At 67.1% G+C, this 24,779-nt stretch carries 24 protein-coding genes; 13 read left to right on the top strand and 11 right to left on the bottom strand.

Features of this window, described 5'->3' with window-relative positions; all coding sequences use genetic code 11:
• The first annotated feature begins 136 nt into the window (after positions 1-136).
• From KHP16_RS02500 to KHP16_RS02475, 6 genes are all read left to right on the top strand, one after another.
• Positions 137-1,288, top strand: coding sequence for an HPP family protein (locus KHP16_RS02500; RefSeq protein ID WP_244835698.1), 1,152 nt, complete (start codon positions 137-139; stop codon positions 1,286-1,288).
• A gap of 164 nt (positions 1,289-1,452) precedes the next feature.
• On the top strand, positions 1,453-2,556 hold the full coding sequence (locus KHP16_RS02495; protein WP_109581947.1) for an AI-2E family transporter: 1,104 nt from the start codon (positions 1,453-1,455) through the stop codon (positions 2,554-2,556).
• Complete coding sequence (locus KHP16_RS02490) at positions 2,553-3,215, top strand: paraquat-inducible protein A (RefSeq protein ID WP_109581948.1); 663 nt, start codon at positions 2,553-2,555, stop codon at positions 3,213-3,215. Before KHP16_RS02495 ends, KHP16_RS02490 begins: the two co-directional genes overlap by 4 nt.
• The gene (locus KHP16_RS02485) at positions 3,212-3,934 is read left to right on the top strand and encodes a paraquat-inducible protein A (protein ID WP_109581949.1); all 723 of its coding nucleotides are present in this window, start codon (positions 3,212-3,214) and stop codon (positions 3,932-3,934) included. Before KHP16_RS02490 ends, KHP16_RS02485 begins: the two co-directional genes overlap by 4 nt.
• Complete coding sequence (locus KHP16_RS02480; RefSeq protein ID WP_211959523.1) at positions 3,918-5,579, top strand: PqiB family protein; 1,662 nt, start codon at positions 3,918-3,920, stop codon at positions 5,577-5,579. The genes KHP16_RS02485 and KHP16_RS02480 overlap by 17 nt, the downstream gene beginning before the upstream one ends.
• A gap of 17 nt (positions 5,580-5,596) precedes the next feature.
• Positions 5,597-6,244, top strand: a complete 648-nt coding sequence (locus KHP16_RS02475; RefSeq protein WP_211959967.1) for a PqiC family protein — start codon at positions 5,597-5,599, stop codon at positions 6,242-6,244.
• Here the strand turns inward: KHP16_RS02475 and KHP16_RS02470 are convergent.
• The gene (locus KHP16_RS02470) at positions 6,234-6,749 is read right to left on the bottom strand and encodes a nucleoside 2-deoxyribosyltransferase (protein ID WP_109581951.1); all 516 of its coding nucleotides are present in this window, start codon (positions 6,747-6,749) and stop codon (positions 6,234-6,236) included. The two genes, KHP16_RS02475 and KHP16_RS02470, sit on opposite strands and share 11 nt — an antisense overlap.
• A 228-nt stretch (positions 6,750-6,977) precedes the next feature.
• Here KHP16_RS02470 and modA point away from each other — a divergent pair, with 228 nt between their 5' ends.
• Genes modA through KHP16_RS02455 form a run of 3 tightly spaced genes read left to right on the top strand, consistent with a single transcriptional unit; the run spans position 6,978 to position 9,245 of the window.
• On the top strand, positions 6,978-7,751 hold the full coding sequence (gene modA / locus KHP16_RS02465) for a molybdate ABC transporter substrate-binding protein (protein WP_211959522.1): 774 nt from the start codon (positions 6,978-6,980) through the stop codon (positions 7,749-7,751).
• Between the two features lie 26 nt (positions 7,752-7,777).
• Entirely contained in the window at positions 7,778-8,515 is a 738-nt protein-coding gene (gene modB / locus KHP16_RS02460; protein WP_211959521.1) for a molybdate ABC transporter permease subunit, read from the top strand.
• A 7-nt stretch (positions 8,516-8,522) separates the two neighbouring features.
• A complete protein-coding gene (locus KHP16_RS02455) occupies positions 8,523-9,245 on the top strand; it encodes an ATP-binding cassette domain-containing protein (RefSeq protein WP_211959520.1) in 723 nt (240 codons plus the stop codon).
• A 4-nt stretch (positions 9,246-9,249) separates the two neighbouring features.
• Here KHP16_RS02455 and KHP16_RS02450 read toward each other — a convergent pair whose 3' ends face one another.
• The gene (locus tag KHP16_RS02450; protein ID WP_211959519.1) at positions 9,250-9,765 is read right to left on the bottom strand and encodes a class IV adenylate cyclase; all 516 of its coding nucleotides are present in this window, start codon (positions 9,763-9,765) and stop codon (positions 9,250-9,252) included.
• A gap of 33 nt (positions 9,766-9,798) precedes the next feature.
• A complete protein-coding gene (locus tag KHP16_RS02445) occupies positions 9,799-10,662 on the bottom strand; it encodes a TOBE domain-containing protein (RefSeq protein ID WP_211959518.1) in 864 nt (287 codons plus the stop codon).
• Between the two features lie 109 nt (positions 10,663-10,771).
• Here KHP16_RS02445 and KHP16_RS02440 point away from each other — a divergent pair, with 109 nt between their 5' ends.
• The 3 genes from KHP16_RS02440 to KHP16_RS02430 all read left to right on the top strand — a co-directional run bounded on the left by KHP16_RS02440 (position 10,772) and on the right by KHP16_RS02430 (position 13,203).
• Positions 10,772-11,821 carry an Ldh family oxidoreductase gene (locus KHP16_RS02440; protein ID WP_211959517.1) on the top strand — a complete coding sequence of 350 codons (1,050 nt, stop codon included), beginning with the start codon at positions 10,772-10,774 and terminating at the stop codon, positions 11,819-11,821.
• Positions 11,822-11,878: 57 nt separating this feature from the next.
• Complete coding sequence (locus KHP16_RS02435; protein WP_121491933.1) at positions 11,879-12,574, top strand: transglycosylase domain-containing protein; 696 nt, start codon at positions 11,879-11,881, stop codon at positions 12,572-12,574.
• Between the two features lie 107 nt (positions 12,575-12,681).
• Entirely contained in the window at positions 12,682-13,203 is a 522-nt protein-coding gene (locus tag KHP16_RS02430; protein ID WP_109581959.1) for an MgtC/SapB family protein, read from the top strand.
• A 4-nt stretch (positions 13,204-13,207) separates the two neighbouring features.
• On the opposite strand, the gene KHP16_RS02425 is transcribed toward KHP16_RS02430, so the two are convergent.
• From KHP16_RS02425 to KHP16_RS02410, 4 genes are read right to left on the bottom strand one after another with little or no spacing between them, the layout of a single operon-like run.
• Entirely contained in the window at positions 13,208-13,471 is a 264-nt protein-coding gene (locus tag KHP16_RS02425) for a formate dehydrogenase subunit delta (protein WP_109581960.1), read from the bottom strand.
• Between the two features lie 5 nt (positions 13,472-13,476).
• Entirely contained in the window at positions 13,477-16,356 is a 2,880-nt protein-coding gene (gene fdhF / locus KHP16_RS02420) for a formate dehydrogenase subunit alpha (RefSeq protein ID WP_109581961.1), read from the bottom strand.
• A 51-nt stretch (positions 16,357-16,407) separates the two neighbouring features.
• Complete coding sequence (locus KHP16_RS02415; RefSeq protein ID WP_211959516.1) at positions 16,408-17,964, bottom strand: formate dehydrogenase beta subunit; 1,557 nt, start codon at positions 17,962-17,964, stop codon at positions 16,408-16,410.
• A complete protein-coding gene (locus KHP16_RS02410; protein ID WP_109581963.1) occupies positions 17,961-18,503 on the bottom strand; it encodes a formate dehydrogenase subunit gamma in 543 nt (180 codons plus the stop codon). Before KHP16_RS02410 ends, KHP16_RS02415 begins: the two co-directional genes overlap by 4 nt.
• Positions 18,504-18,715: 212 nt before the next feature.
• On the opposite strand from KHP16_RS02410, the gene KHP16_RS02405 reads away from it, so the two are divergent.
• Positions 18,716-19,807, top strand: a complete 1,092-nt coding sequence (locus KHP16_RS02405; protein WP_109581964.1) for a helix-turn-helix transcriptional regulator — start codon at positions 18,716-18,718, stop codon at positions 19,805-19,807.
• Positions 19,808-19,842: 35 nt separating this feature from the next.
• Here the strand turns inward: KHP16_RS02405 and ppk2 are convergent, their stop codons facing one another.
• The 4 genes from ppk2 to xseA form a co-directional block, all read right to left on the bottom strand.
• On the bottom strand, positions 19,843-20,784 hold the full coding sequence (gene ppk2 / locus KHP16_RS02400; RefSeq protein ID WP_109581965.1) for a polyphosphate kinase 2: 942 nt from the start codon (positions 20,782-20,784) through the stop codon (positions 19,843-19,845).
• Between the two features lie 81 nt (positions 20,785-20,865).
• Positions 20,866-21,894 (bottom strand): transporter, encoded by a 1,029-nt coding sequence (locus KHP16_RS02395; protein WP_211959515.1) that lies wholly within the window; start codon positions 21,892-21,894, stop codon positions 20,866-20,868.
• A gap of 178 nt (positions 21,895-22,072) precedes the next feature.
• Positions 22,073-22,651, bottom strand: coding sequence for a superoxide dismutase [Fe] (gene sodB, locus KHP16_RS02390; protein WP_109581967.1), 579 nt, complete (start codon positions 22,649-22,651; stop codon positions 22,073-22,075).
• 140 nt (positions 22,652-22,791) lie between these two features.
• Positions 22,792-24,177: an exodeoxyribonuclease VII large subunit gene (gene xseA, locus KHP16_RS02385; protein WP_121491937.1), complete on the bottom strand. Its 1,386-nt coding sequence runs from the start codon at positions 24,175-24,177 to the stop codon at positions 22,792-22,794.
• Positions 24,178-24,779 lie beyond the last annotated feature (602 nt).

Raw genomic sequence — 24,779 nt, 5'->3', positions numbered from 1 at the left:
TTCATGTTGCGTCCCGCTCCACGCCCAAAGGGCGTTGAATATATCACGCCATGATATATTGCTGCTTTCGCCCGGTCAGGCCGCTACAATCAACGCCATGCCACCTCATTCCGAGAATGCCGCCAAGGGTGCAGCCATGCGCACCGAACGCCAGCCGACGGCCTGGCTGCGCACGTTCCTGCCGATGCCCATCACGGGCGGCCGGAACGAGCGCATCAAGAGCTGCCTTGGCGCGCTGCTCGGGCTGTTCGTTACGGAGTGGATCAGCCGCCACCTGATGGGCGGCTTCAACCCGTGGTTCATCGCGCCGATGGGCGCGTCCGCGGTGCTGCTGTTCGCGGTGCCCGCCAGTCCGCTGGCGCAGCCGTGGTCGATCATTGGCGGCAATCTCGTCGCGGCAGCGGTAGGCGTGACGTGCGCGATGTTCATCCCGTCGCAGGGACTGGCCGCCGGCGTCGCCGTGGCGGTGGCGATCGGGCTGATGTTTCCGCTACGATGCATCCACCCGCCCAGCGGCGCGGTCGCGCTGACGGCGGTGATGGGCGGCCCGGCTGTCCACGCGCTCGGCTACGGCTTCATCGTGATGCCCGTCGCCGTGAATTCGATGGTGCTCGTGCTGATGGCGTTGGCATTCAACAACGCCATGCGGCGCCGCTATCCGCATCGCCCGCCCGAGCCCGCGGCCAGCCACCGCACGCGCGACGTGCCGCCGAGCCAGCGCGTGGGCTTCACGCGCGCTGACCTCGACGCGGTACTGGCGGCGCGCGGGGAATTCCTGGACATCGAGGAAGACGACCTCGAGGCGATCCTCGTGGCGGCCGAACTGCGCGCCTTCCGGCGCCGCTTCGGCGACGTGCGCGCTGCGGACATCATGTCGCGCGACGTGGTCGCGGCGTCGCCCGACATGCCCGCGACGGAAGCGGCCGCGTTGCTCTCCCGCCACCATATCAAGGCATTGCCGGTGCTCGATGCCAGCCGCCGGCTGCTGGGCATCGTTACCCAGAGTGACTTCTTCGCGGCACAGCGCATGGGGTCGCCCCGCATGGCCGGCACCGTGCGCGCGCTGATGACGCAGGCCGTCACCGTGGCCCATACCGATCAGCCGATGGTCGAACTGGCCCGCGCGTTCTCGGACGGCGGGCTACATCACGTGCCCGTGCTCGACAACACGAAGCGCGTGGTCGGCATGGTGACGCAGTCGGACCTCGTTGCCGCGCTGCTGCGCAGCCGGGCTGCCGCCGCGGACACCGCGTCACCGCCGCCGCCCTCGACGCCTGCCGCGCCATAGGCTTCGATCCCGGCGACTGTCCCCGGGCTTCGCCCGCGCGGCGCCACCGCACGCCACGCTGTCGCCTATAACTCTCATCAAGGCATCCCACGCCACGGTGCGCACATCGATTTCCGCTATGCTTACGGCGTTTCCGTCACACGGCCGCCGAGGAGATCTGCCCGATGAGTTCCGGACAACTGATTGAAAAGCTCGCCGCGGTCTTCGCGCTGATCCTGCTGATCGGCGGCTCGCTGGTCGTGCTCGCCCCGTTCGCCACGGCGCTGCTATGGGGCGCGATCCTCGCGTTCAGCTCCTGGCATCCCTACAGCATCCTGTCCCGCTGGCTCGGCAATCGTCGCGGCATCGCCGCCCTGGTCTGCGTGCTGCTGGCCGCCGTGATCGTGCTGGGCCCCTTCGTCTATGCGGGCGCGAGCTTTTCCGCGCACGTCGACGACCTGACGGCGCTGGTGGAACGCTACAAGGAACGCGGGGTGCCGCAGCTGCCCGAATGGCTGTCGAGCCTGCCATACGTCGGCAGCTATCTGCAGAACACGTGGAACCAGGTCGTCAACGCCGATTCGGAAATGCTGGCCAACCTGCGCAAGCTCGTGGCGCCCGTCGGCCACGTGCTGCTCGGCGCGGGTCTCTCGATCGGCGCCGGGCTCGGCCAGCTCGCGCTGTCCATCGTGCTCGCATTCTTCTTCTATACCGGCGGCGAACTCGCGGTGGAATGGCTGCGCGGCGGCATGCGCCGCATCGCGGGCGAGCGCGCCGACCATTTGCTCGCGCTGGCGGGCAGCACCGTCAAGGGCGTCGTCTACGGCGTGCTCGGTACCGCGTTCGTGCAGGCGGTGCTCACGGGCGTCGGCCTGTGGATAGCCGGCGTGCCCGGCGCCGCCATCCTCGGTTTCATCACGTTTTTCCTGTCCGTGATTCCGGTGGGCCCGCCGCTGATCTGGATCCCCGCCGCCCTGTGGCTCTATCACTCGGGGGCCACGGGCTGGGCGATCTTCATGGTCGTCTGGGGCATCGCGGTAGTCGGAATGGCCGACAACATCATCAAGCCGCTGCTGATCAGCAAGGGCACGGGCCTGCCGCTCATCTGGATCATGATGGGCGTGCTCGGCGGCGCGCTGGCCTTCGGCTTCCTTGGGGTGTTCATCGGCCCGACCGTGCTCGCGGTGGCTTACGCGCTGCTGCGCGACTGGACCATCGGCACGCAGGTGGCGACGCCCGTGACGGCCGTCACCGCCCCGCCGCCCACGCAGCTGACGCCGGACGCATGACGGCCGAGACCGAACGCGACGACGTGCCGCCGGTGCCCGGCGCGCTGCACGACCTCATCGCCTGCGAATACTGCGATGCCGTGTACGCGCGCGCCACGCTCGCGCCGGGCGAGCGCGCGCAGTGCCTGCGCTGCGGCGGCGCGCTCTATCGGGAAAACCGGCACGCGTACCGCCGCCTGCTGCCGCTCGTGATCACCGCGCTGATCCTGTTCGCGATCTCCAATTCGTATCCGATCGTCGAGATGGACCTGCAGGGCGTGCGCACGCAGACCACGCTCCTGGGGGCCGTGGAAGCGCTCCATGGCGACAACATGGACCTCGTGGCCGCGCTCGTGCTCGCCACCACGATCATCTTTCCGCTGACCGAGATGCTGATGATGTGCTATCTGCTGGTGCCGATGGCACGGCATCGCATGCCGCCGGGGTTCGACCGCATCGTGCGCGGCATCCGGCAGACGCGGCCATGGGGCATGATTGAGGTGTTCATGATCGGCGTGCTGGTCACCGTGGTGAAGCTCTCCACCATGGCGCAGGTGCTGCCCGGCATCGCGCTGTGGTCGTTCGGCGCGCTCGTGATCGTGCTCGCGGCCATGCTGACGTTCGATCCGCGCGCGCTGTGGGATTATCTCGAGGACGACGCCGAAGGACGCCAGCGATGAAGCAGCACATCGAACGCTCGCGCCGGCTCGCCAGCAACGTGGTCGCGGGACTGACGGACGACGACGAGCGCGAGCCGGTCGCGCGGGTGCCCACGGCCACGTCGCTCGGCCTCGTTTCGTGTCACGCATGCGACCAGTTGAGCCCGCGCGCGCTCGAGGGCGAGCCCTGCCCGCGTTGCGGCGCCACGCTGCATCATCGCAAGCCGGCCAGCCTTGCTCGCACGTGGGCATTCCTGCTGGCCGCCTATATTCTTTACATTCCCGCGAACCTGCTGCCCGTGATGGTCACGCAGTCGCTGCTCGGCACGCAGCAGGACACGATCTTCTCGGGCGTCATCTATCTGTGGCTCTCCGGCTCGCATCTGCTTGCCGGCATCGTGCTGGTCGCCAGCATCGTCGTGCCGCTGCTCAAGATGATGATCCTGACGCTACTGCTGGTCTCGGTGCGGCTGCGCACCACATGGCGAATCCGGCAGCAGACGCGGCTGTACGGACTCGTCGAACTGATCGGCCGCTGGTCGATGCTCGACATCTTCGTCGTGGCGCTGCTCGCCTCGCTCGTGCGCGCGGGCGCGCTCGCCACCATCGTGCCAGGCCCGGGGGCGCTCGCGTTCGGCTCCGTGGTGGTACTGACCATGCTCGCATCGCTGAGCTTCGACCCGCGCTTGCTGTGGGATTCGCTGGAACCGACGGAACACACCGATGCCCGACAACACTGAACTTCCTCCGCCGCCTTCATCGCCACCCTCGCCGCCACCCTCGCCGTCCGGCCTGCCCTACCCCGCGCGCCGCCGGCGCTCACGCTGGCTGCCTTCGCTGGTCTGGCTGATCCCGATCGTCGCCGCCATCGTCGGTATCTCGCTGCTCGTCAATACGATCCTCTCGCGCGGTCCCGAAATCGACGTCACGTTCCGCACCGCCGAGGGCCTCACGCCAGGCAAGACCCCCGTGCGCTACAAGGACGTGGAGATCGGCCTCGTCAAGTCCGTGCGGCTCGCCGCGGACCGCTCGCATGTGATCGCGCGCATCGACCTCACCAAGGACGCCAGCAGCTTTGCCGTGGCGGACACGCGCTTTTGGGTCGTACGGCCGCGGCTCGCGGTCAGCGGCGTGTCGGGGCTGGAAACGCTGCTGTCCGGCGCCTATATCGGCGTCGATATCGGCAAGTCGGCAGAGCGCAAGACCGCGTTCACCGGTCTCGAGGTCCCGCCCGTCGTGACCACGGACGCGTCGGGCAAGCAGTTCGTGCTGCGCGCGCAGGATCTCGGTTCGCTCGACATTGGCTCGCCGGTCTACTACCGTCGCGTACGCGTGGGCCAGGTGGTGGCGTTCCAGCTGGAGCCGAACGGCCGCGACATCACGCTGCGCGTATTCGTCGACAAACCCTACGACAACCTGGTCACGGCCAATACGCGCTTCTGGCACGCAAGCGGCGTCGACCTCAAGCTCGATGCCACCGGCCTGAAGCTACAGACGCAGTCGCTCGTCACGGTGCTGCTTGGCGGCGTCGCGTTCCAGGCGCCCGATCATTCGGGCGGCGCGCCGGTGGCTACGGAGAACACGCAGTTCCTGCTCGCGAGCGACCAGGGCGAGGCAATGAAGGAGCCCGAGGAACTCGCGCCCACGCTGACCGTGTTGAACTTCGACCAGTCGGTACGCGGACTCTCGCCCGGCGCGCCCGTGGACTTCCGGGGCGTGGTTGTGGGCCAGGTACGGTCCATCGGCATCGAATACCAGCGCGACAAGAAGGCCTTCCGCATGCCGGTAGTGGTCGAGCTTTATCCCTCGCGCATGGGGTTCCGCCAGCGCGACGTCGCGGAGGAGGCGCAGAAGCGCACGATCGTCGAGACGCTGATCCGTCGAGGACTGCGCGCGCAGCTGCGCACGGGCAACCTGCTGACGGGGCAACTCTACGTGGCGCTCGACTTCTTCCCGAAGGCGGTGCCGGCTTCCGTGAACCTCGATGCGTCGATGCCTGAACTGCCGACGACGCCGGGCACGTTCGACGAACTGCAGGCCAAGCTAGGCGATATCGTCAACAAGATCGACAAGGTGCCGTTCGACCAGATCGGTCAGGACGTGCGCACGTCGCTGGCCTCGCTGAACCGCATGCTCGACAACGCGGACAAGCTCGTTGCGCAGTTGCAGGGCGACGTGGCCCCGCAGGTGCTGTCCGCGCTGCAGGATGCGCGGCGCACGCTCAATACGGCCAACGGCACGCTCGCGTCCGATGCGCCGCTGCAGCAGGACACGCGGCGCATGCTGCAGGAACTCACGCGCACGGCGGTGTCGCTGCGCGCGCTCACCGATTACCTCGAGCGCCATCCGGAGGCGCTGCTGCGCGGCAAGGCGGAGAAACCATGATGACGCGACGTTCGAAGATGGGTCGATTTGCGCGACCTCGGTCCACATGGGCCCGCTTTGCCGGCCCGGCAGGCGCGCTTGCGGCGCTCCTGCTCGCGGCATGCGCGTCGCCCGATCCGCGCTACTACTCGCTGGCCGCGGCGGGTGATGCGTCCCCCCCGCCGGCCGCGGCACCCGGCACGACCCAACTGGCGCACGCGGAGCCGCTGTGGATCGAGGTGGCGCCGGTGCGCGTACCCGAGAGACTCAATCGGGCGCAACTCGTCGTGGGCGATGGCGCCGACGGTCAGCTCAAGCTGCTCGACCTGTCGCGCTGGTCCTCGCCGCTGCCGGACGAACTGCGTGACGCGCTGTCGCAGCAGTTGCAATCGCGGCTCGGCGCGGTCGATACCTACCAGCAGGGTCTGTCCGATGTTGCGCCGATCTATCGCATCACGACGGAGGTCGTGCGGCTCGATGGCGCGGTGGGCGAGCGCGCCAGCGCCACCATCGCGTGGACCGTGCGGCGGCTGCCCGATGGCAAGGTGACCGGCGGCCGCACCGTGGCGGACGTGCCCGCGCCTGGGCAGGTCGATGGGCTCGTGGGCGCCTACCGGCAGATCGTCGGCACCGCGGCGGGCGATATTGCTACCGCGCTCACCACGCTCACCACGCTCAGGCCCTGACGCCGCCGTCCCGCTGTGCCGCCATCGCCTTCACGCAGTCCTCGGCGGTGCCATGGACCAGCGTGACGCTGCACGCGATCATCAGGTTCTTCGATAGCCCGAAGTCCTCGACCACATAGCCGCGCGCGTCGATGGCATCGCCATCGGCATCGACCGATGCCGTGACGCGCTCTCTCAGCGTGGAAGATTCGCTGGCGTAGCCCCACACGGGCTTGCCGAGTGCGACCGCATAGCCGACCTCGAACACCGTGCCCGAATCGGGCTCGCCCGGTCCGCGGAAATCGTCGAGGTTGGCCATTACCATGTCCGCGCGCCGTAGCAGCGCGATATTGGCCTCGTAGATCCATCGCGCGGTCTCGGGGCCGGACAGCCCTTCGGGCGCGGTCTTGTCGAGCGGGTACAGGCCCGTGAAGCCGTGGTCGGCGCACAGCTGGCGCAGCCGCTGGCCGTGGGCCAGGGCATCCTTGCGGAACACGTCGAAGCCGGCGAGGTAGATGGAGAGCATCGTGGATGGCCGTGGAAGGCACGGCATGAGGCGATGAAGGTAATGGAAGCCAATGACGCAGGATAGCGCACCACCGGGTGGCCCCCAACGGCCTCTCTCCTCGGATCGAAGTTTCCGATACCAAACTCACCGATACCAAAGTCGGATTGACCGGCGTTATATACCGCCTTATATTGCGCATATGCCCCCTGCGGCGTCCGCGTCATTTTTCCATCCGACCCCTGACCCATGCCCTCCACGCCCCGCTTCCTGCGCCGGACGATCGGTGCCGCCGCGCTGGTCGCCCTGACCGTGACCGCTCCGTCGGTCTTTGCCGCCGACCTCGTGGTGTCCGCCGCCGCCAGCCTGACCAATGCGTTCAAGACGCTGGCCGAGCAGTTCGAGAAGACCCACCCGGACACGAAGGTCGTGCTCAACTTTGGCGCATCGGACGTACTGATGCAGCAGATCGTCAAGGGCGCGCCGGCGGACGTGTTTGCCTCGGCCGACCAGGATGCGATGAACAAGGCCGAGAGCGAGAAGGTCGTGCAGCCCGCCTCGCGCAAGGACTTCGCCGCGAACCAGATCGTGTTGATCGTGCCCGGCGACAGCAAGCTCGGCATCGCGTCGCTCAAGGACCTGACCAAGGCGGACGTGAAGCGCATTGCCTATGGCAACCCGTCTTCGGTGCCCGTGGGCCGGTACACCAGGAGCGCGCTGGAAGCCGAAAACCTCTGGGATGCCGTGTCCGCCAAGGGCGTGCCCGCGCAGAACGTACGGCAAAGCCTGGACTACGTGGCGCGCGGCGAGGTCGATGCCGGTTTCGTGTTCGCGACCGACGCCGCCGTGATGCCCGAGAAGGTCAAGGTGGCCGTGCGCGTGCCCAACCGCACGCCCGTGACCTATCCGATCGCGATCACCGCGCAGACGAAGCAGGCCGCCGCGGCCAACGCCTTCGTGAGCTACGTGCTGTCGGCCGACGGTCAGGCCGTGCTCGCGCGATACGGCTTCCTGAAGCCGTGATCCGCATCGTGTGAGAGCCTGATCGTATGGATGCCGTCTGGGTGCCCCTGCTGCTATCCCTGAAAGTCGCGGGGTGGGCCACCGTGCTCAACAGCGTGCTCGGCGTGGCGGCGGCGTACGCGCTCGCGCGCTGGCGTTCGTCGGCACGCGATGTCGTCGATGCGATGCTCACGCTGCCGCTCGTGCTGCCGCCGACCGTGCTTGGGTACTACCTGCTCGTGCTCGTCGGCCGGCGCGGGGTGTTCGGCGCGTGGCTCTCGTCGATGGGCATCGAGCTCGTGTTCACGTGGCAGGGCGCCGTGCTCGCCTCCACGGTAGTCGCGTTTCCGCTCGTGCTCAAGTCCGCGCGCGCGGCGTTCGAAGGCGTCGATCACCAGTTCGAGAATGCGGCGCGCGTGCTCGGCGTGTCGGAGGCCGGCATCTTCTTTCGCGTGACATTGCCGCTGGCCGCGCGCGGCATCATCGCCGGCGTGCTGCTCGCGTTCGCGCGCGCGCTCGGCGAATTCGGCGCCACGCTGATGATCGCGGGCAACCTGCCCGGCCGCACGCAGACGCTTTCCGTCGCGATCTACGAAGCCGTGCAGGCCGGCGACGATAACACCGCGAATCTGCTCGTGCTGGTGACGTCGGTCACGTGCGTGGTGCTGCTTGTGGTCGCGGGCCGGCTCGCGCCGGCCGTGCCACGCGGGGCGTCGGACATCTACGAGCCCCGACGCTTTCGCGCCCGCGCGCGCAAGGCCGCGTCGCCTGCCGTCCCCAAGTGAGGCGCCCATGAGCATGCATGTCTCGCTGCGCAAGCACATGACCTCGGGCGAGCGTCAGTTCGCGCTCGATATCGACTTCACGTCGGACAGCCGACGCATCGCGCTGTTCGGCCAATCCGGCGCGGGCAAGAGCCTCACGCTGCGAGCCATCGCGGGACTGCTCGCACCCGATAGCGGCCGCATCGTCCTCAACGGCCGCACGCTCTTCGACAGCGAGGCCGGCATCGACATTCGTCCGCAGGAACGCCGCGTGGCGTATCTCTTCCAGGACTACGCGCTGTTTCCGCATCTGACCGTGTCACAGAACATCGCGTTCGGCCTCGCCCATGGCTGGCGCAATCCGGGCCGCCGCGCGCGACACGCGCGGGCCGATCGCTGGATCGACGCCTTTGGCCTGCGCGAGATCGTGGGCCAGTACCCGTCGCAGATCTCCGGCGGCCAGAAGCAGCGCGTCGCCCTTGCGCGCGCACTCGTGGCGCAACCCGATGTGGTGTTGCTCGACGAACCCTTCTCCGCGCTCGACCCGCCGCTGCGCACGCGCATGCGGAACGAACTTCGCGCGCTGCAAAGCAGCCTTGACGTACCGATGGTCGTGATCTCCCACGACCCCGAGGACGTCGAGATCCTCGCGGACCAGGTCTTCGAAGTGCGGGACGGGCGCATCCTCGCGGGGGGATACGTTGCGCCGGCGCGCGCGGCGACGCAACCGGCGGGGACGGAGATCGCCTGAGCGGTCAGGGGTTTCCGTTCAACAGGTCGACGTACGCGCCGTCGATGAGCCTGGCGCGATCGACGCCCAGCGCGTCCATCAGCGCATGCGCCTCGGCCACGCCCGTCTCGGCGGGCTCATCGTCCGCCAGCACGACTTCCAATTCGAGAAAATCGCCGAGTCCCTCGACGCGGTCGAGGTGTACGCGTGTGCGGCCGACGAGGAACAGCGTGCGGACCTTCCGCACGCGGCCGCCCTCTCCATGCGCGGCCGCCAGCGCGGCGCGTAGCGTGTCGGGGGACGAGGTCGGCGAGAGGATGTAGAAGCTTTCCTTCGGCCCTGTCTGATCGGGACGCGCGTAGAAGATGAGTTCGCCGCGCGATGCGTCGAACGCGCGCAGCTTCAGGCGTCCGTTCCGGCAAGGGAAGAATGTGTCGTCCTGCTCGATGCGTTCGGGACCGTGCTGCGCGAGAGCCGCCGCGCGCGGCGCCACGGCGTCGATGCTGTCGATACGGGCCTTGATCTCGATATTGCGGGCCATGCGTGCACTCCTCAGGCAAGAGAGCCGCGCATTCTACAGCGTGCCGACGATCACGCTCGATGCCTTGAAAATGGCAATGGCGCGCGTGCCTTCCACGAGCGAGAGGTCGGCGATGGCCGTGTGGGGAACGATCGCCGCGATCGTGCCGCCACCGTCGAGTTGCAGCACGATTTCGGCGTTGACCGCGCCGTCCACCACGCGCGCCACGTGCCCGGGCAGCTGATTGCTGGCGGACAACTGACCGCCGACGTCTTCGGCGCCGATCAGCACCGATGACGCCTTGATCAGCGCGAACGCTTCCACGCCCGGTGCGAGTTCGAGCGTTTCCGTGCTCTCGCGCGTGATGGTCGCGACAATCCGCTGGCCGCCCGGCAGTCGCAGCGTGACCTCGTCATTGACCGCGCCCCTGCGCACGGCCTCGACCCTGCCGAACAGCTTGTTGCGCGCGCTCGTGCGCACCGTGAAGCGGCGCATGAGGCCGAGGTCAGTGGCGAGGTCGCTGGGGAGGTCGCTGGAGAGGTTGCTGGCGATGTCGCTGCTCGTAGACGCGCCGCCGCCAGCGGTGGCCGCATTGGCCTGCGTGCCGAGCCACGCGACGAACCGCCGATGCTCCGCCTCCAGCGTGCGATACGTGCGAATCAGCTGCTGCGCGCGCTCGGTCAACTGCGTGCCGCCACCGCCCTTGCCACCCGCGGCCCGCGCCACGAGCGCTTCCCCCGCGCTGTTGTTCATCGCGTCGATCGCATCCCAGGCCGCCTTGTAGCTGAGCCCGACCGCCCGCGCCGCCGCGGTGATCGAGCCGTGCTCGCCGATCGCCGCCAGCAGCGCGATGCGGTCCTTGCCGCCCCACTCGCGAGCCCCGGCCCGAAACCAGATTGCGCCTTCGAGTTCCAGCATCGTTCCTGCCTGTAAAAAGTTGTCGCTCTATAGCCGCGATGGTAGCGCGGCTTGGCATGCGCCGCCCTGCTTTCCATAATGGAAGCGCACCCACGACGGGAGGGCCCCGATGCAGATCTCACTCGACACCGCGCAACGCTTCGCCCGCGACATCCTCGTCGCGCAATCCGTCCCCGCCGACATCGCCGGCGACGTCGCGCTTCATCTCGTCGAATCGGACCGCTGCGGCTACGCCAGTCACGGCCTGTCCATCCTGCCGAGCTACCGCACCGCGCTCCAGACCCAGACCGTCAATGCGGCGGGCCGCGCCGAATGCGTGATGGACCGCGGCACGCTGATGGTGTTCGATGGCCACGGTGGCTTTGGCCAGCACGTCGGCAAGGTCGTCATGGACGCCGCCATCGCGCGCGTACGCGAGCATGGCCACTGCATCGTCACGCTGCGGCAATCGCACCACCTCGGCCGCATGGGCCACTATGGCGAGATGGTGGCCGCCGCGGGCTGCGTGCTGCTGAGCTTTACCAACGTGATCAACCGCGCGCCGATGGTTGCGCCGTTCGGCGGACGCGTCGCGCGCCTGACGACGAATCCGCTGTGCTTTGCGGGCCCGATGCCGAATGGCCGCCCGCCCCTCGTGCTGGATATCGCCACCAGCGCGATCGCGCTCAACAAGGCGCGCGTGCTCGCGGAGAAGGGAGAACCCGCGCCAGAGCGCAGCATCATTGATGCGGACGGCAACCCGACCACCGACGCCAGCGTGATGTTCCAGGACCCGCCCGGCGCGCTGCTGCCGTTCGGCGGCCACAAGGGCTACGCGCTCGGCGTCGTGGCGGAACTGCTGGCTGGCGTGCTGTCCGGCGGCGGCACGATTCGTCCCGATCCGCCGCCGGGCGGTGTCGCCACGAACAATCTGTTCGCGGTGCTGCTGAACCCGGAGCTCGATCTCGGACTGCCCTGGCAAAGCGCGGAGGTGGAATCGTTCATCGAGTACCTGCAGGCCACCCCCACCGCGCCGGGTTTCGATCGCGTGCAGTATCCCGGCGAGTACGAAGCCTCATGCCGCGCCGCGGCGGCCACGCACATCGCGATCGACGACCGCATCTGGCGCAACCTCGACGCGCTGGCTCGCGCGGTCGGCGTGGAGACACCGCGCCCATAGCATGCCCGCCGGGGCGGGCCGGCGGCGGCCATTCAAAGCCATGGCAAAATGCGGCCCATGCAACGTCTCTGGTCCGCCTTCGTCAAGTTTGTGCTGCTCGCCATCGTCGGCGCGGCGCTGCTCGTCGCGTTCACCGTGATCATGGCCAGCCGCCAGTTGCCGTCGCTCGACGCGCTGACCGCGTTCCGCGCCTCGCCGGGATACGTGCCGCTCGCGCAGTTTCCGCGGACGCTGCCCGAGGCAGTGGTGGCCATCGAGGACGATCGCTTCTACATCCACGATGGCATCGACTATGTGGGTGTGATACGCGCCGGCATCGCCAATCTCTCCGACGATCTGTCGCAAGGCGCGTCGACGATCACGATGCAGGTCGCGCGCAACTTCTTCCTGTCGCGCCAGAAGACCTACACGCGCAAGCTCTACGAGGCGCTGCTCGCCTATCGCATCGAAAGCGCGATGAGCAAGGACGAGATCCTCGAGCTCTATCTGAACAAGATCTACCTGGGTCAGGGCGCCTACGGCTTCGGCGAAGCGGCCGAGACTTATTTCGGGAAGCCCGTGGCCGACCTCACGCTGGCCGAATGCGCGATGCTCGCGGGGCTGCCGAAGGCGCCCTCCGCCAACAATCCGGTGGTCAATCCGCGCCGGGCGCGGCAGCGCCAGAGCTATATCCTGCTACGCATGCTGGAGCTCGGCCGCATCACGCGCAGCCAGTACGACGCCGCGCTGCTCGAACCGCTGCGGCTGCGCTGAACCCACCTTCGCGCGCCATGCCGGTGCGCGCCATGTCAGCGCGCGTCCGACTGTGCGCGATCATCGCGGCATGATAGCGTCTCGCATCGCAACCGTGGAGAGCCATCATGGAAGGTGTGTGGGGTGCGGCGTGGAGTGATATCTACGGCACCATCCGGGCGGAATTCGCCGATGTGCCGAACCTCAAGGAGTTCACGCGCCTGCTGGTGCGGCTGACGCTCGCGGTCGTGCTCGGCGGCCTGATCGGCTGGGAACGCGAGGCTGCCGGCAAGGCGGCGGGGCTGCGCACGCACATGATGGTCGCGCTGGGGTCGGCGCTGTTCGTCGTGGTGCCGCTCCAGGCGGGCGTGCCGCTCGCCGACATGAGCCGCGTGCTGCAGGGCCTCACCGCCGGCATCGGCTTCCTCGGCGCCGGGGCCATCATCAAGCAGGCCGGCAAGAACAAGTCGAGCGAGCGAAGCGATGGGGAAGCGGACGAAAGCGACATCCGCGGACTCACCACCGCGGCAAGCATCTGGACCGTCGCGGCCATCGGCGTCTCCTGCGGCCTCGGCCGCGAGATGACGGCCGTGGTCGCGACGGTGTTCAGCCTGGTGATCCTGCAGCTGCTCTACGCGTTCAAGAAATAGGCGGTCAGGATGTCACGCTCACGGGCGCGGGCGCAGGGGCGACCTCGAGCTTCGCCCGATGCGTGGCGATGGCCTCGCGCACGATCGGGTCCAGCCCTTCCCCGCCCGCCGTCGCGTCGACGTGGGCCAGCAGCGCGCGCCGCATGCGCGGCTCCCAGAATCGCTTGATATGGCTCGCGATATCCGTGAGCGCTTCTGCGCGATCGGGCATCGCCTCGAAGAAGCCGCCGATCTGGTTGGCCATCTTGATGAGGTTCTCGATATGCATGGCCGTTACTCCGCGGAAGCCGGGTTAGGCTCGGTTGCCGCGCGCAGCAGCGCGAGCTGCTGGTCGTTGAAGTCCTGATAGTTCCGCTGCCACGTGGAGGGCTGCGCGACCGGCATCACCTGCACCGCCGTCACCTTGTACTCGGGGCAGTTCGTCGCCCAGTCCGAGTTGTCGGTGGTAATCACGTTGGCGCCCGACTCGGGGAAGTGGAACGTCGTGTAGACCACGCCCGGCTGCATGCGGTCGCTGACGATCGCGCGCAGCACCGTCTCGCCCGCGCGACTCTGTACGCCGACCCAGTCGCCGTCCTTGATGCCGCGCTCCTCGGCATCGTGTGCATGGATCTCCAGGCGGTCTTCGTCGTGCCAGTGCACGTTGTGCGTGCGCCGCGTCTGCGCGCCGACGTTGTACTGCGACAGGATGCGGCCCGTGGTCAGGATCAGCGGGAACTTGCGGTTCACCTTCTCATCGGTCGCCACGTACTTCGTGATGATGAACTTGCCCTTGCCACGGACGAAGCCATCGACGTGCATGATCGGCGTACCGGTCGGCGCCTCGTCGTTGCAAGGCCACTGGATGCTGCCGAGCTTGTCGAGCTTGGCGTAGCTCACGCCCGAGAACGTCGGCGTCAGGCGCGCGATCTCGTCCATGATCTCCGAGGGGTCCTTGTAATCCATCGGATAGCCGAGCGCGTTCGACAGCAGGATCGTCGCCTCCCAGTCCGCGTACCCGCCCTTCGGCGGCATGACCTTGCGCACGCGGGAGATGCGGCGCTCGGCGTTGGTGAACGTGCCGTCCTTCTCCAGGAACGTCGAACCCGGCAGGAACACGTGCGCGTATTTGGCGGTTTCGTTCAGGAAGATGTCCTGCACGACGATGCACTCCATCGACGACAGCGCCTCGGCCACGTGCTGCGTGTTCGGGTCCGACTGGACGATGTCTTCGCCCTGGCAATACAGGCCCATGAAGCTGCCCGTCAGCGCCGCATCGAACATGTTCGGGATGCGCAGGCCCGGTTCCGGATTGATCTCGACGCCCCACGCGGCCTCGAACAGGTTGCGCGTGGTGGTGTCCGACACGTGGCGATAGCCCGGCAGCTCGTGCGGGAACGAACCCATGTCGCACGAACCCTGCACGTTGTTCTGGCCACGCAGCGGGTTCACGCCCACGCCTTCGCGGCCGATGTTGCCGGTGGCCATCGCGAGGTTGGCGATGCCCATCACGGTCGTCGAACCCTGCGCATGCTCGGTCACGCCGAGGCCATAGTAGATGGCGGCGTTGCCACCGGTCGCATACAGGCGCGCGGCGCCGCGCATCTGGTCGGCCGGCACGCCCGTCACGGCTTCCATGGCCTCCGGCGAGTTCTCCGGCAGCGACACGAAATCGCGCCACTGCTGGAAGGCCACGTCCTCGCAGCGCTCGGCGATGAACTGCTCCGCCAGCAGGCCTTCCGTCACGATCACGTGCGCGAGCGACGTGACCACCGCGACGTTGGTGCCCGGACGCAGCTGCAGGTGGTAGTCCGCGCGGATATGCGGCGAGCTCACGAGGTCGATGCGGCGCGGATCGACGACGATCAGCTTCGCGCCTTCACGCAGGCGGCGCTTCATGCGCGAGGCGAACACCGGATGGCCGTCGGTCGGGTTCGCGCCGATCACCATGATGACGTCGGACTTGGCGACCGAGCGGAACGTCTGCGTGCCTGCGGATTCGCCCAGCGTGGTCTTGAGGCCGTAGCCGGTCGGCGAGTGGCACACGCGCGCGCACGTGTCCACGTTGTTGTTGCCGAACGCCGCGCGCACCAGCTTCTGGACGAGGTAGTCTTCCTCGTTCGTGCAGCGCGACGACACGATGCCGCCGATCGAGTCGCGGCCATGCTTGGCCTGGATGCGCTTGAACTCCGACGCGGCATAGCCGATCGCCTCTTCCCACGACACTTCGCGCCATGGATCGGTGATCTTCGCGCGAATCATCGGCTTGAGGATGCGGTCCTTGTGCGTGGCGTAGCCCCATGCGAAGCGGCCCTTCACGCAGGCGTGACCTTCGTTCGCCTGGCCGTCCTTGTACGGCACCATGCGCACGACCTCGTTGCCCTTCATCTCGGCCTTGAACGAGCACCCCACGCCGCAGTACGCGCACGTGGTCACCTTGTCGTGCGACGGCTGGCCCAGCTGGATCACGCTCTTCTCGGTCAGCGTCGCGGTCGGGCAGGCCTGCACGCAGGCGCCGCAGGACACGCAGTCCGACTCCATGAACGGCTGGCTCGTGCCCGCCGCCACGCGCGACTCGAAGCCGCGGCCCGTGATCGTCAGCGCGAACGTGCCCTGCGTTTCCTCGCACGCGCGCACGCAGCGATTGCAGACGATGCACTTGGAAGGGTCGTACGTGAAGTAGGGGTTCGACTCGTCCTTCTCCATGTGCGTGTGCGTGGCGATCGCCGGCGTATTGGTATGGCCGTCGTTGTAGCGCACTTCGCGCAGGCCCACCGCGCCGGCCATGTCCTGCAGTTCGCAGTTGCCGTTCGTCGGGCAGGTCAGGCAGTCGAGCGGGTGATCGGAGATATAGAGTTCCATCACGCCGCGGCGCAGGTCGCCGAGCTTGTCGCTCTGCGTGCGCACCTTCATGCCCGGCTCCACCGGCGTCGTGCACGAGGCCGGGTAGCCACGGCGGCCCTCGATCTCGACGAGGCACAGGCGGCACGAGCCGAACGACTTGAGCGAGTCCGTCGCGCACAGCTTCGGCACGCCGATGCCTGCTTCCGCGGAGGCGCGCATGACCGACGTGCCGGCGGGCACGGTCACGGTCACGCCATCGATCTCCAGCGTGACCTGTACGTCCGATTCGCTGGCCGGCGTACCGTAATCGAGTTCGTTTCGAGCGTTCAAGGGATGTCTCCCGATCTTATGTTTTGTGGGATGGGCGCGAGGGAACGATGGCTACGCCGCGCGTGCGGGCTTCGGCGACAGGCCGAAGTCCTCCGGGAATTCGTTCAATGCGGACAGCACCGGGTACGGTGTCATGCCGCCCATCGCACAGAGCGAACCGTTGAGCATCGTGTCGCACAGGTCGCGGACCAGCGCGACGTGCTTCACCGGCTGATCGCCCTGCAGGATGCGGTCCATCACCTCCACGCCGCGCGTGGAACCGATCCGGCACGGCGTGCACTTGCCGCACGATTCGATGGCGCAGAACTCCATCGCATAGCGCGCCTGCTTCGCCATATCGACGGTCTCGTCGAACACGACGATGCCGCCGTGGCCGACCACCGCACCGAACGCCGCATACGCTTCATAATCGAGCGGCACGTCGAAGCGCGACTCGGGCAGATACGCGCCGAGTGGCCCGCCCACCTGCACAGCGCGAATCGCACGACCCGACCGCGTGCCGCCGCCGTAGTCAACGAGCAGCTCGCGCAGCGTAATACCGAAAGCCTTCTCGACGAGGCCGCCCTGCAGGATGTTCCCGGCCAGCTGGAACGGCAGCGTGCCGCGCGAGCGGCCCATGCCGAAGTCCTTGTAGTACGCCGCACCGCGCGCGAGGATGATGGGCACCGTCGCGAGCGAGATCACGTTGTTGATGACCGTGGGCTGGCCAAACAACCCTTCGAGCGCCGGGAGCGGCGGCTTCGCGCGCACCACGCCGCGGCGGCCCTCGAGGCTCTCCAGCAGCGCCGTCTCCTCGCCACACACATACGCGCCGGCGCCCTTGCGCACCTCCAGGTGGAAACAGCGGCCGCTGCCGCGAATGTTGTCGCCTAGCCAGCCTGCCGCGTTGGCGATGCGGATCGCTTCCTCGGTGGCGGCGATCGCGTGCGGATATTCCGAACGCGTGTAGATGTAGCCCTGCTCGGCCCCGACGGCGAGGCCCGCGATCGTCATGCCCTCGATCAGCATGAACGGATCGTCTTCCATGACCATGCGGTCCGAGAACGTGCCCGAGTCGCCTTCGTCGGCATTGCAGACGATGTACTTGACCGGCGACTGCGCGGCCAGCACGGTCTTCCACTTGATGCCGGTCGGGAACGCGGCGCCGCCGCGACCGCGCAGGCCAGAGTCGAGCACTTCCTGCACGATCTGCGCCGGTTGCAGCGACAGCGCGCGCGTCAGGCCCGCATAGCCTTCGTGCGCGATGTAGTCCTCGAGGGAGACCGGGTCGGTGATGCCGACGCGCGCGAAGGTCAGGCGCTCCTGCTTCTTCAGGAACGGATGCTCGTCGACCACGCCGATGGACAGTGCATGCGCGGCGCCCGTCAGCAGGCCCGCATCGAACAGCGCGGCGACGTCGTCTGCGGATACGGGGCCGTAGCCGATACGGCCGCCGTCGGTCTTTACCTCGACGAGCGGCTCGAGCCAGAACATGCCACGCGAGCCGTTGCGCACGATGCGCACATCGGCGCCGCGCGCCGCGGCTTCACGTGCGATGGCCTCGGCCACCTCGTCGGCACCGAGTGCCAGCGCGGTCGAATCGCGCGGTACGAAGATCGTCGTGCTCATGCGCTGGCCTCCGCGGCTTGTTGTCGCTCGGCGCGCATCGCCTCACGCAATCCTTCGATCAGTCGCGTGAAGCGCGCGGGATCCACGCGTCCATGCAGCCGGTCATCGATCATCACGGCCGGGCCGATCGCGCACTGGCCAAGACAGAACACGGGCTCCAGCGTGAACGCGCCATCGCCGGTGGTCTCGTGCATACCGCAGCCGAGCGTGCGCTCCGCGTGCTGCACGAGCGCATCGGCCCCGACCGACTGGCACGCTTCGGCACGGCACACCTGCACGACATGGCGCCCGGCGGGATGCTCGCGAAAATGGTGGTAGAACGTGATGACGCCGTGGACCTCGGCACGCGACAGATTCAGCGCCTGCGCGATGACGGGCACCGACTCGGCGGGCACGTAGCCATGGACGTCCTGGAGTTCATGAAGGATCGGCAACAACGCGCCCGGCATGTCGCGTCGCTCGGAGACGATCTGCGCGATCGCATCGAGTCTGCGCGCGGTACCGATCGCGGCATTGGTGGGGGTGACGGTTTCTGGCATGGCGTCTCCGTGCTCTTGTGTCGTCATGGCCCGGCGCGCGTGGGTTGTCTCCTGCGCGCCGACGCGTCCGCCAGTGCCCCGTTATTCGGGTGCGCCGTGCGGTCGCATATAGGCTCTTTTTTTCATATTCCGGAGCTGTATTTCAGGAACTTGCCCCGTTTGTGCGACTATAGGCCTGTGATTCGCCCCCATCAATATGCTATTTTCCGCATATGCTACGCATCTCGATCCTCCCCCATCTGCAGATCCGCGACGACGCCGCCACAGGCCCCGCGCCCGCGCTGGATGTGTCGCGTCTGGTGGCGTTGCTCGGCCATATCGAGTCCACCGGCAACATCGCTCAGTCGGCGGAAGCGATTTCGTTGTCATATCGCTACGCCTGGGGAATTCTCCGCGACGCGGAGACCCTGTTCGGCGGCGCGCTGATCGCCAAGACGCGGGGGCGGGGATCGACGCTCACGCCCATGGCGCAGCAGCTGGTGTGGGCGAGCAAGCGGATCGCGGCGCGGCTGTCGCCGACGCTCGATAGCCTCGCGTCGGAACTCGAGATCGAGCTCAAGAAGCTGATGGTGGCATCGGATCCGGCGGTGCGCCTCCATGCCAGCCATGGCTTTGCCGTGGCCGCGCTGCGCGACTTCCTCGACGAACACAAGGTCCGGCACGACCTCAAGTATTGCGGGAGCCTCGAAGCCGTGGCCGCGCTGGCGGAGCATGCGTGCGACATCGCCGGCTTCCACGTGCCCATCGGCGACCTCGAAGGCGATATGGTGCGGCGCATCATGAGCTGGCTGCGACCCGATACGCATTGCCTGATCCATCTGGCCGTACGCACGCAGGGACTGTTCGTGCGGCCGGGCAATCCGCTCGATGTGCGGTCGCTCGAAGACCTGACGCGCTCTGACGTGCGATTCGTCAATCGCCAGCCCGGGTCGGGCACGCGGCTGCTGCTGGACCTCATGCTCGCGCGGCGCGGCATCGACCCGAACCGCATCGAAGGCTTCAGCAACGGCGAGTTCACGCATGCGGCCGTCGCCGCGTACATCGGCAGCGGCATGGCCGACGTCGGCTTTGGCGTGGAAACGGCGGCGCGGCGCTTCGGGCTGGAATTCGTGCCCGTGCTCAAGGAGCGCTACTTCTTCGCCATCGAACAGAAGATGCTGCAGAGCCCAGCGCTCGCCGGGGCCGTGGAGGCGCTCAAGAGCCGCTCGTTCCGCGAACGCGTCGACGCGCTGCCGGGCTACGATGGCGAAATGACGGGCGTGGTGCAGACCATGGAGCAGGCGTTCCCCGGCCTGGTCCACTAGGTGCACCAGGTCCATCGGCCTGTCCGGTCGTCTGGTCAGTAGATCTCCGGAACGATCATCTCGGACGGGACGGGCTGCCGCACGTAGTCGGCGTGGCGCTCACGCTGCGGCAGCTGGATCGTCGTCTGCTGCGGCTCGACGTACGGCATCTGCTGCAGCAGGTGGTGGATACAGTTCAGGCGCGCGCGCTTCTTGTCCACGGCCTGCACGACCCACCACGGCGCCTCGGCGATATGCGTGCGTTCGAGCATCACTTCCTTGGCGCGCGTGTAGTCTTCCCAGCGGCGGCGCGATTCCAGATCCATCGGACTGAGCTTCCACTGCTTGAGCGGATCGTGGATCCGGCTCAGGAAGCGCAGGTGCTGCTCTTCGTCCGAGATCGAGAACCAGTACTTGATGAGCTGGATGCCCGAACGCACGAGCATGCGCTCGAATTCCGGCACCGAGCGGAAGAACTCCTCGTACTGCTCGTCCGTGCAGAAACCCATGACATGCTCGACGCCGGCGCGGTTATACCAGCTACGGTCGAACAATACCATTTCGCCGGCGGCCGGCAGATGCGAGACATAGCGCTGGAAATACCATTGCGTGCGTTCGCGGTCGTTCGGCGCGGGCAGTGCCGCCACGCGGCAGACGCGCGGATTCAGCCGCTGCGTGATGCGCTTGATCACGCCGCCCTTGCCTGCCGCATCGCGGCCTTCGAACAGGATCACGACCTTGTGGCCCGTCGCCTGCACCCAGCTCTGCAGCTTGACCAGTTCGCCCTGCAGGCGGAACAGCTCGCGGAAGTACATCTGGCGTTCCGCGCGCTCGGCATCGTCCCCCGATACGCCCCCGTTCTCCGCGCCGTGGCCGGACAGGATGGCCTGCACCAGACTGGGGTCGCGATCCTCGAGTTCCAGCTCGAGTTCCTCGTCGTAGTAATCCGCCACCTCGCGGTGAATGCGCCGAATAAGGGCTTCATCGTTTGGGTTCATTCGCGACGCTCCAGGGGGTCATGGCCTTCAGGCCGACCATGTTACGCCGCCTCTGTGGCAGTTGCGTGAAATCCCCGGCGTCTAGCCGCCCGCCTGCTGTTTCCGGAACGCCCATCGCCCGGCAAGTGCCGTGAAGCTCGCCACCAGCACCACGAGCAGCCAGAAGCCATGCGGATGGTCGGCGAGCGGAATGCCGCCCACGTTCATGCCGAAGAAACCGGCCACGATATTGATCGGCAGCGCGAGCACCGTCACCAGCGTCAGGGTGAACAGCGTGCGGTTGGTCTGCTCGTTGAGCTTGGCCGCGATCTCTTCCTGCAGCAGCTTGATGCGCTCCACCAGCGCGGACAGGTCGTTGAGCACGAGCGAGAACTCCTCGGTGGACTCCCGCAGCTCGCGCAGATCGCCCTCCTGCAGCCACGCGGGCGGCCGGTTCAGTAGCCGGAACAGCGCGCCCGGTTCCGGCGCGAGCAGGCGTTGCAACCGCACGAGGCCGCGGCGCATCGCGCCGAGTTCCGAGCGGTTGCCGTGCAGGCGCTGCGACAGTAGCTGGTCCTCGATGCGGTCGACGCCGATGCCTGTCTCTCGCACGATCTGCACGAGCACATCCGCCTGGTCGCGCAGCAGATGCACGACCAGGTCGAGCGGCGAACGGAACGGCTCACCGCGGCGCACCGCCTCGCGGAGCCGGTCCACCGATCGCAGCGGCCGCGAGCGCGCGGTCACGAGCACGCGATGATCGACGCTCGCCCACAGCGTCGAGATGTCCGTCGACGACACGCCGAAGTTGTAGATCACGTCGTTGACGACCGCGAGCAGCGCGTCGTCCTGGCGCTCGATCCGCGTGGAATGCGAGCCTTGCCGCAGCGAGGCGAAGAAGTCTTCGGACAGGCCGAGCTGGCTCTTCATCCAGCGTTCGCACGCGCTGTTCGACAGATTGAAATGCAGCCAGAGGAAACCTGCCGGGTCCGCCGCGGGCTCGCCACGCAACCACGCGATCGCACGATGCGAGTCGATCTCCCGCGCGGGCTCGCCCGGCACGAACAGAAAGCCGCTGACGAGCCCGACCGGATCGGAACCATAGCCGGCTTCGACGATGGGGGACGGCATGAGAAGGCTCCCGAGGAAAATGCGAATCTGGTACGCGCGAATCCCGCACGTTATCACGCTCGTGTGACAGGGGCGCCCAGGATGGCGAAGCCCACACCCCACGGCCGGGCCGTCCGTCGGAGCAAAAAAAAAAGCCCGCTGGCGCGGGCTTCTTTCTGGTGCCGGGAGGCGCCGGGACTCAAGCGAAGTTCTTCGCCGCGAAGTCCCAGTTCACGACGTTCCAGAATGCCTCGACGTACTTCGGACGGGCATTGCGGTAGTCGATGTAGTACGCGTGTTCCCATACGTCGCAGGTCAGCAGGGCCTTGGCGTCGGTGGTCAGCGGCGTGGCGGCGTTCGAGGTGGACACCAGGTCCAGCGAGCCGTCGGCCTTCTTGACCAGCCAGGCCCAGCCCGAACCGAAGGTGCCCACGGCGACCTTCGTGAATTCTTCCTTGAACTTGTCGAACGAGCCCCACTTGGCGTTGATCGCGTCGGCCAGCGCGCCGGTCGGAGCGCCGCCGCCGTTCGGCTTCAGCGATTCCCAGTAGAAGGTGTGGTTCCAGACCTGGGCTGCGTTGTTGAAGATACCGCCCGAGGACTTCTTGACGATGTTTTCCAGCGACTCGTTCTCGAACTCGGTGCCCTTGATCAGGTTGTTCAGGTTCGTGACGTAGGTCTGGTGGTGCTTGTCATGGTGGAACTCCAGCGTCTCCTTGGAGATGTGCGGAGCGAGGGCATCATGCGCGTACGGCAGCGGAGGAAGTGCGTGTTCCATTGTTCGGTCTCTGCGGGTTGTTTATAGGTGGGGATTGACGATTGTAGGTGACTTGCCAGACCCGCGCAAACGCAGGCGGAAAGCCCCCTGGACTCATGCTAGTTTGTTCGCGCACAGGCCGCATCCATTCCGGATCGTTGTCAAAACGCGCCAAGCTTGGCCTGTACACCGGCGATTTCCACGTCCGCGACACCTTCCGCGAGATGGGCCTCGACGATGGTGCCCGCACGCAACTCCTGCGGCGAGCGCAGCGCGTGGCCGCGCTGGTCGATCAGCACCGCGTAGCCGCGTTCGAGCGTGCGCTGCGGCGCCAGCAGTTCCAGCGCGCCCGCGGCGCGCGCCAGCCGTGCGCTCGCGCGTTCATGCTGACGGTTCGCGGCCGCGGCCAGCCGCGCCGACAGCCGGCCGAGGTCGGTGCGCGCGCGGCCCACATCGGGCATGCATGCGCGCCAGCGCATGGCCAGCACCTGCTGCCGGTGACGCTGCACGGTTACCGTGTCACGCAAGGCGGCACGCAAGTGCCGGGCCAGATTGTCCACGCGCGCGCGCCGCTCCTGCAATTGTGCCTGTGGGCTGCGCAGCCGGCGCGCGAGCCAGTCGAGGTGCTGCGCGCGGCGATCGAGCTGGCGTCCCATGCATTGCCGTAACGCGTCCTGCGCGCGGCGCGCGAGCTGCAGCAAATGCGCGCGGTCGGGACTCACGAGTTCGGCGGCGCCCGTGGGCGTCGGCGCGCGCACGTCGGCGACGAAATCGGCGATCGTGAAATCGGTCTCATGGCCGACGCCCGACACCACGGGAACCGCGCTGCGCGCGATCGCGTGGGCAACGGACTCCTCATTGAACGACCAGAGGTCCTCGATGCTGCCGCCCCCGCGGCACAGGATCAGCACGTCGCACTCGCGCCGCGCGTTGGCGAGGTCGAGCATCGCCGCGATGCGGTCGGACGCGCCGGCGCCCTGAACGGGAACGGGATAGACGATCACGGGGACATGCGGCGCGCGCCGCCGCAGCGTGGTCAGCACATCGCGCATCGCGGCGGCCTGGAGCGACGTGACCACGCCGATGGCGCGTGGATGCGTGGGAATCGGGCGTTTCCGTTCCGGCGCGAAAAGACCCGCCTGTGCAAGTTTGTCCTTGAGCCGCAGGAACGCTTCGTAGAGATTGCCGAGCCCCGCGCGGCGCATGGCCTCCACACCAAGCTGCAGTTCGCCGCGCGCCTCGTACATGCTCACCAGCGCGCGTACCTCCACCGCTTCCCCCTCGCGCGGCGAGAAGTCGACATGCTGGTTGCGGCCGCGGAACATCACGCAGCGGATCTGCGCGCGCGCGTCCTTCAGCGAGAAGTACCAGTGTCCACTCGCCGCGCGCGTGAAATTGGAGATTTCGCCGCGTACCCATGCAAGCGGAAACGTGCGCTCCAGCACAGACGAAATCGCATGGTTGAGCTCGCTGACCGCAATGACTTCACGGCCTCCAGTCGGGGCATTTGACGGCGTTGCACGGGGAACGTTCGGAAAGTCGGGCATGGTCCACTGCCGCGCGGGCGGCGTGAAATTGACATGTCCACAGCATAACCGCTCTGTCAAGAGGTACACGGCACGCCACCCGTTTGAGGCGGTAACCCGCTTGATACCGTACAACTCTTTGATTCTTATGCCTTTTCCGTCCAAGGCAAAAAATAGGCAATGTAAGAGAAACGCTTACGCGTCAACGACTTACGGCGCGCACCCCCGCATTGTTCACAAAGTTATCCACAGAACCTCTGGATAAACGGCAAGGCGCTGTCCGTCGCTGTGGATAATCGATGCCGCGTGCGTTGTCGGCGCTCTCCAGCAAGCGAACGATGGCGATGCGTCACACGCGCAAGATTTCCGCGGTATCGGTACGTGGGACCGACCAAACGGCGGCGTTTGCCTACTTTTTAAGCAGCGAGCGATTGGTGCTTTTAAAACAAGGAGTTATCGACGCTGTCCGGTAATTGTCCACAACCCGTCCACAAGACTGTCCCGCAGGAATGTGGAAACTCGTCACAGTGTCGACACACTGCTGCGGCATCCGCCCAGGGCGTGACTGCGCAAATTTTGAGCAGCACAGGTATACCTCATACGAATCAATGGCTTGAATCGGT

This window comes from Cupriavidus plantarum, from assembly GCF_905397285.1.
GTDB classification, from domain to species: Bacteria; Pseudomonadota; Gammaproteobacteria; order Burkholderiales; family Burkholderiaceae; genus Cupriavidus; species Cupriavidus plantarum.
The sequence above is the reverse complement of the archived record's forward strand: the minus strand, read 5'-3'. Positions and strand labels throughout refer to the sequence as shown.

Coding starts and splice junctions, on each gene's coding strand:
- KHP16_RS02500 (WP_244835698.1), top strand. CDS start 137: ATGCGCACCGAACGCCAGCCGACGGCCTGGCTGCGCACGTTCCTGCCG.
- KHP16_RS02495 (WP_109581947.1), top strand. CDS start 1,453: ATGAGTTCCGGACAACTGATTGAAAAGCTCGCCGCGGTCTTCGCGCTG.
- KHP16_RS02490 (WP_109581948.1), top strand. CDS start 2,553: ATGACGGCCGAGACCGAACGCGACGACGTGCCGCCGGTGCCCGGCGCG.
- KHP16_RS02485 (WP_109581949.1), top strand. CDS start 3,212: ATGAAGCAGCACATCGAACGCTCGCGCCGGCTCGCCAGCAACGTGGTC.
- KHP16_RS02480 (WP_211959523.1), top strand. CDS start 3,918: ATGCCCGACAACACTGAACTTCCTCCGCCGCCTTCATCGCCACCCTCG.
- KHP16_RS02475 (WP_211959967.1), top strand. CDS start 5,597: ATGGGTCGATTTGCGCGACCTCGGTCCACATGGGCCCGCTTTGCCGGC.
- KHP16_RS02470 (WP_109581951.1), bottom strand. CDS start 6,749: ATGCTCTCCATCTACCTCGCCGGCTTCGACGTGTTCCGCAAGGATGCC.
- modA (WP_211959522.1), top strand. CDS start 6,978: ATGCCCTCCACGCCCCGCTTCCTGCGCCGGACGATCGGTGCCGCCGCG.
- modB (WP_211959521.1), top strand. CDS start 7,778: ATGGATGCCGTCTGGGTGCCCCTGCTGCTATCCCTGAAAGTCGCGGGG.
- KHP16_RS02455 (WP_211959520.1), top strand. CDS start 8,523: ATGAGCATGCATGTCTCGCTGCGCAAGCACATGACCTCGGGCGAGCGT.
- KHP16_RS02450 (WP_211959519.1), bottom strand. CDS start 9,765: ATGGCCCGCAATATCGAGATCAAGGCCCGTATCGACAGCATCGACGCC.
- KHP16_RS02445 (WP_211959518.1), bottom strand. CDS start 10,662: ATGCTGGAACTCGAAGGCGCAATCTGGTTTCGGGCCGGGGCTCGCGAG.
- KHP16_RS02440 (WP_211959517.1), top strand. CDS start 10,772: ATGCAGATCTCACTCGACACCGCGCAACGCTTCGCCCGCGACATCCTC.
- KHP16_RS02435 (WP_121491933.1), top strand. CDS start 11,879: ATGCAACGTCTCTGGTCCGCCTTCGTCAAGTTTGTGCTGCTCGCCATC.
- KHP16_RS02430 (WP_109581959.1), top strand. CDS start 12,682: ATGGAAGGTGTGTGGGGTGCGGCGTGGAGTGATATCTACGGCACCATC.
- KHP16_RS02425 (WP_109581960.1), bottom strand. CDS start 13,471: ATGCATATCGAGAACCTCATCAAGATGGCCAACCAGATCGGCGGCTTC.
- KHP16_RS02415 (WP_211959516.1), bottom strand. CDS start 17,964: ATGAGCACGACGATCTTCGTACCGCGCGATTCGACCGCGCTGGCACTC.
- KHP16_RS02410 (WP_109581963.1), bottom strand. CDS start 18,503: ATGCCAGAAACCGTCACCCCCACCAATGCCGCGATCGGTACCGCGCGC.
- KHP16_RS02405 (WP_109581964.1), top strand. CDS start 18,716: ATGCTACGCATCTCGATCCTCCCCCATCTGCAGATCCGCGACGACGCC.
- ppk2 (WP_109581965.1), bottom strand. CDS start 20,784: ATGAACCCAAACGATGAAGCCCTTATTCGGCGCATTCACCGCGAGGTG.
- KHP16_RS02395 (WP_211959515.1), bottom strand. CDS start 21,894: ATGCCGTCCCCCATCGTCGAAGCCGGCTATGGTTCCGATCCGGTCGGG.
- sodB (WP_109581967.1), bottom strand. CDS start 22,651: ATGGAACACGCACTTCCTCCGCTGCCGTACGCGCATGATGCCCTCGCT.
- xseA (WP_121491937.1), bottom strand. CDS start 24,177: ATGCCCGACTTTCCGAACGTTCCCCGTGCAACGCCGTCAAATGCCCCG.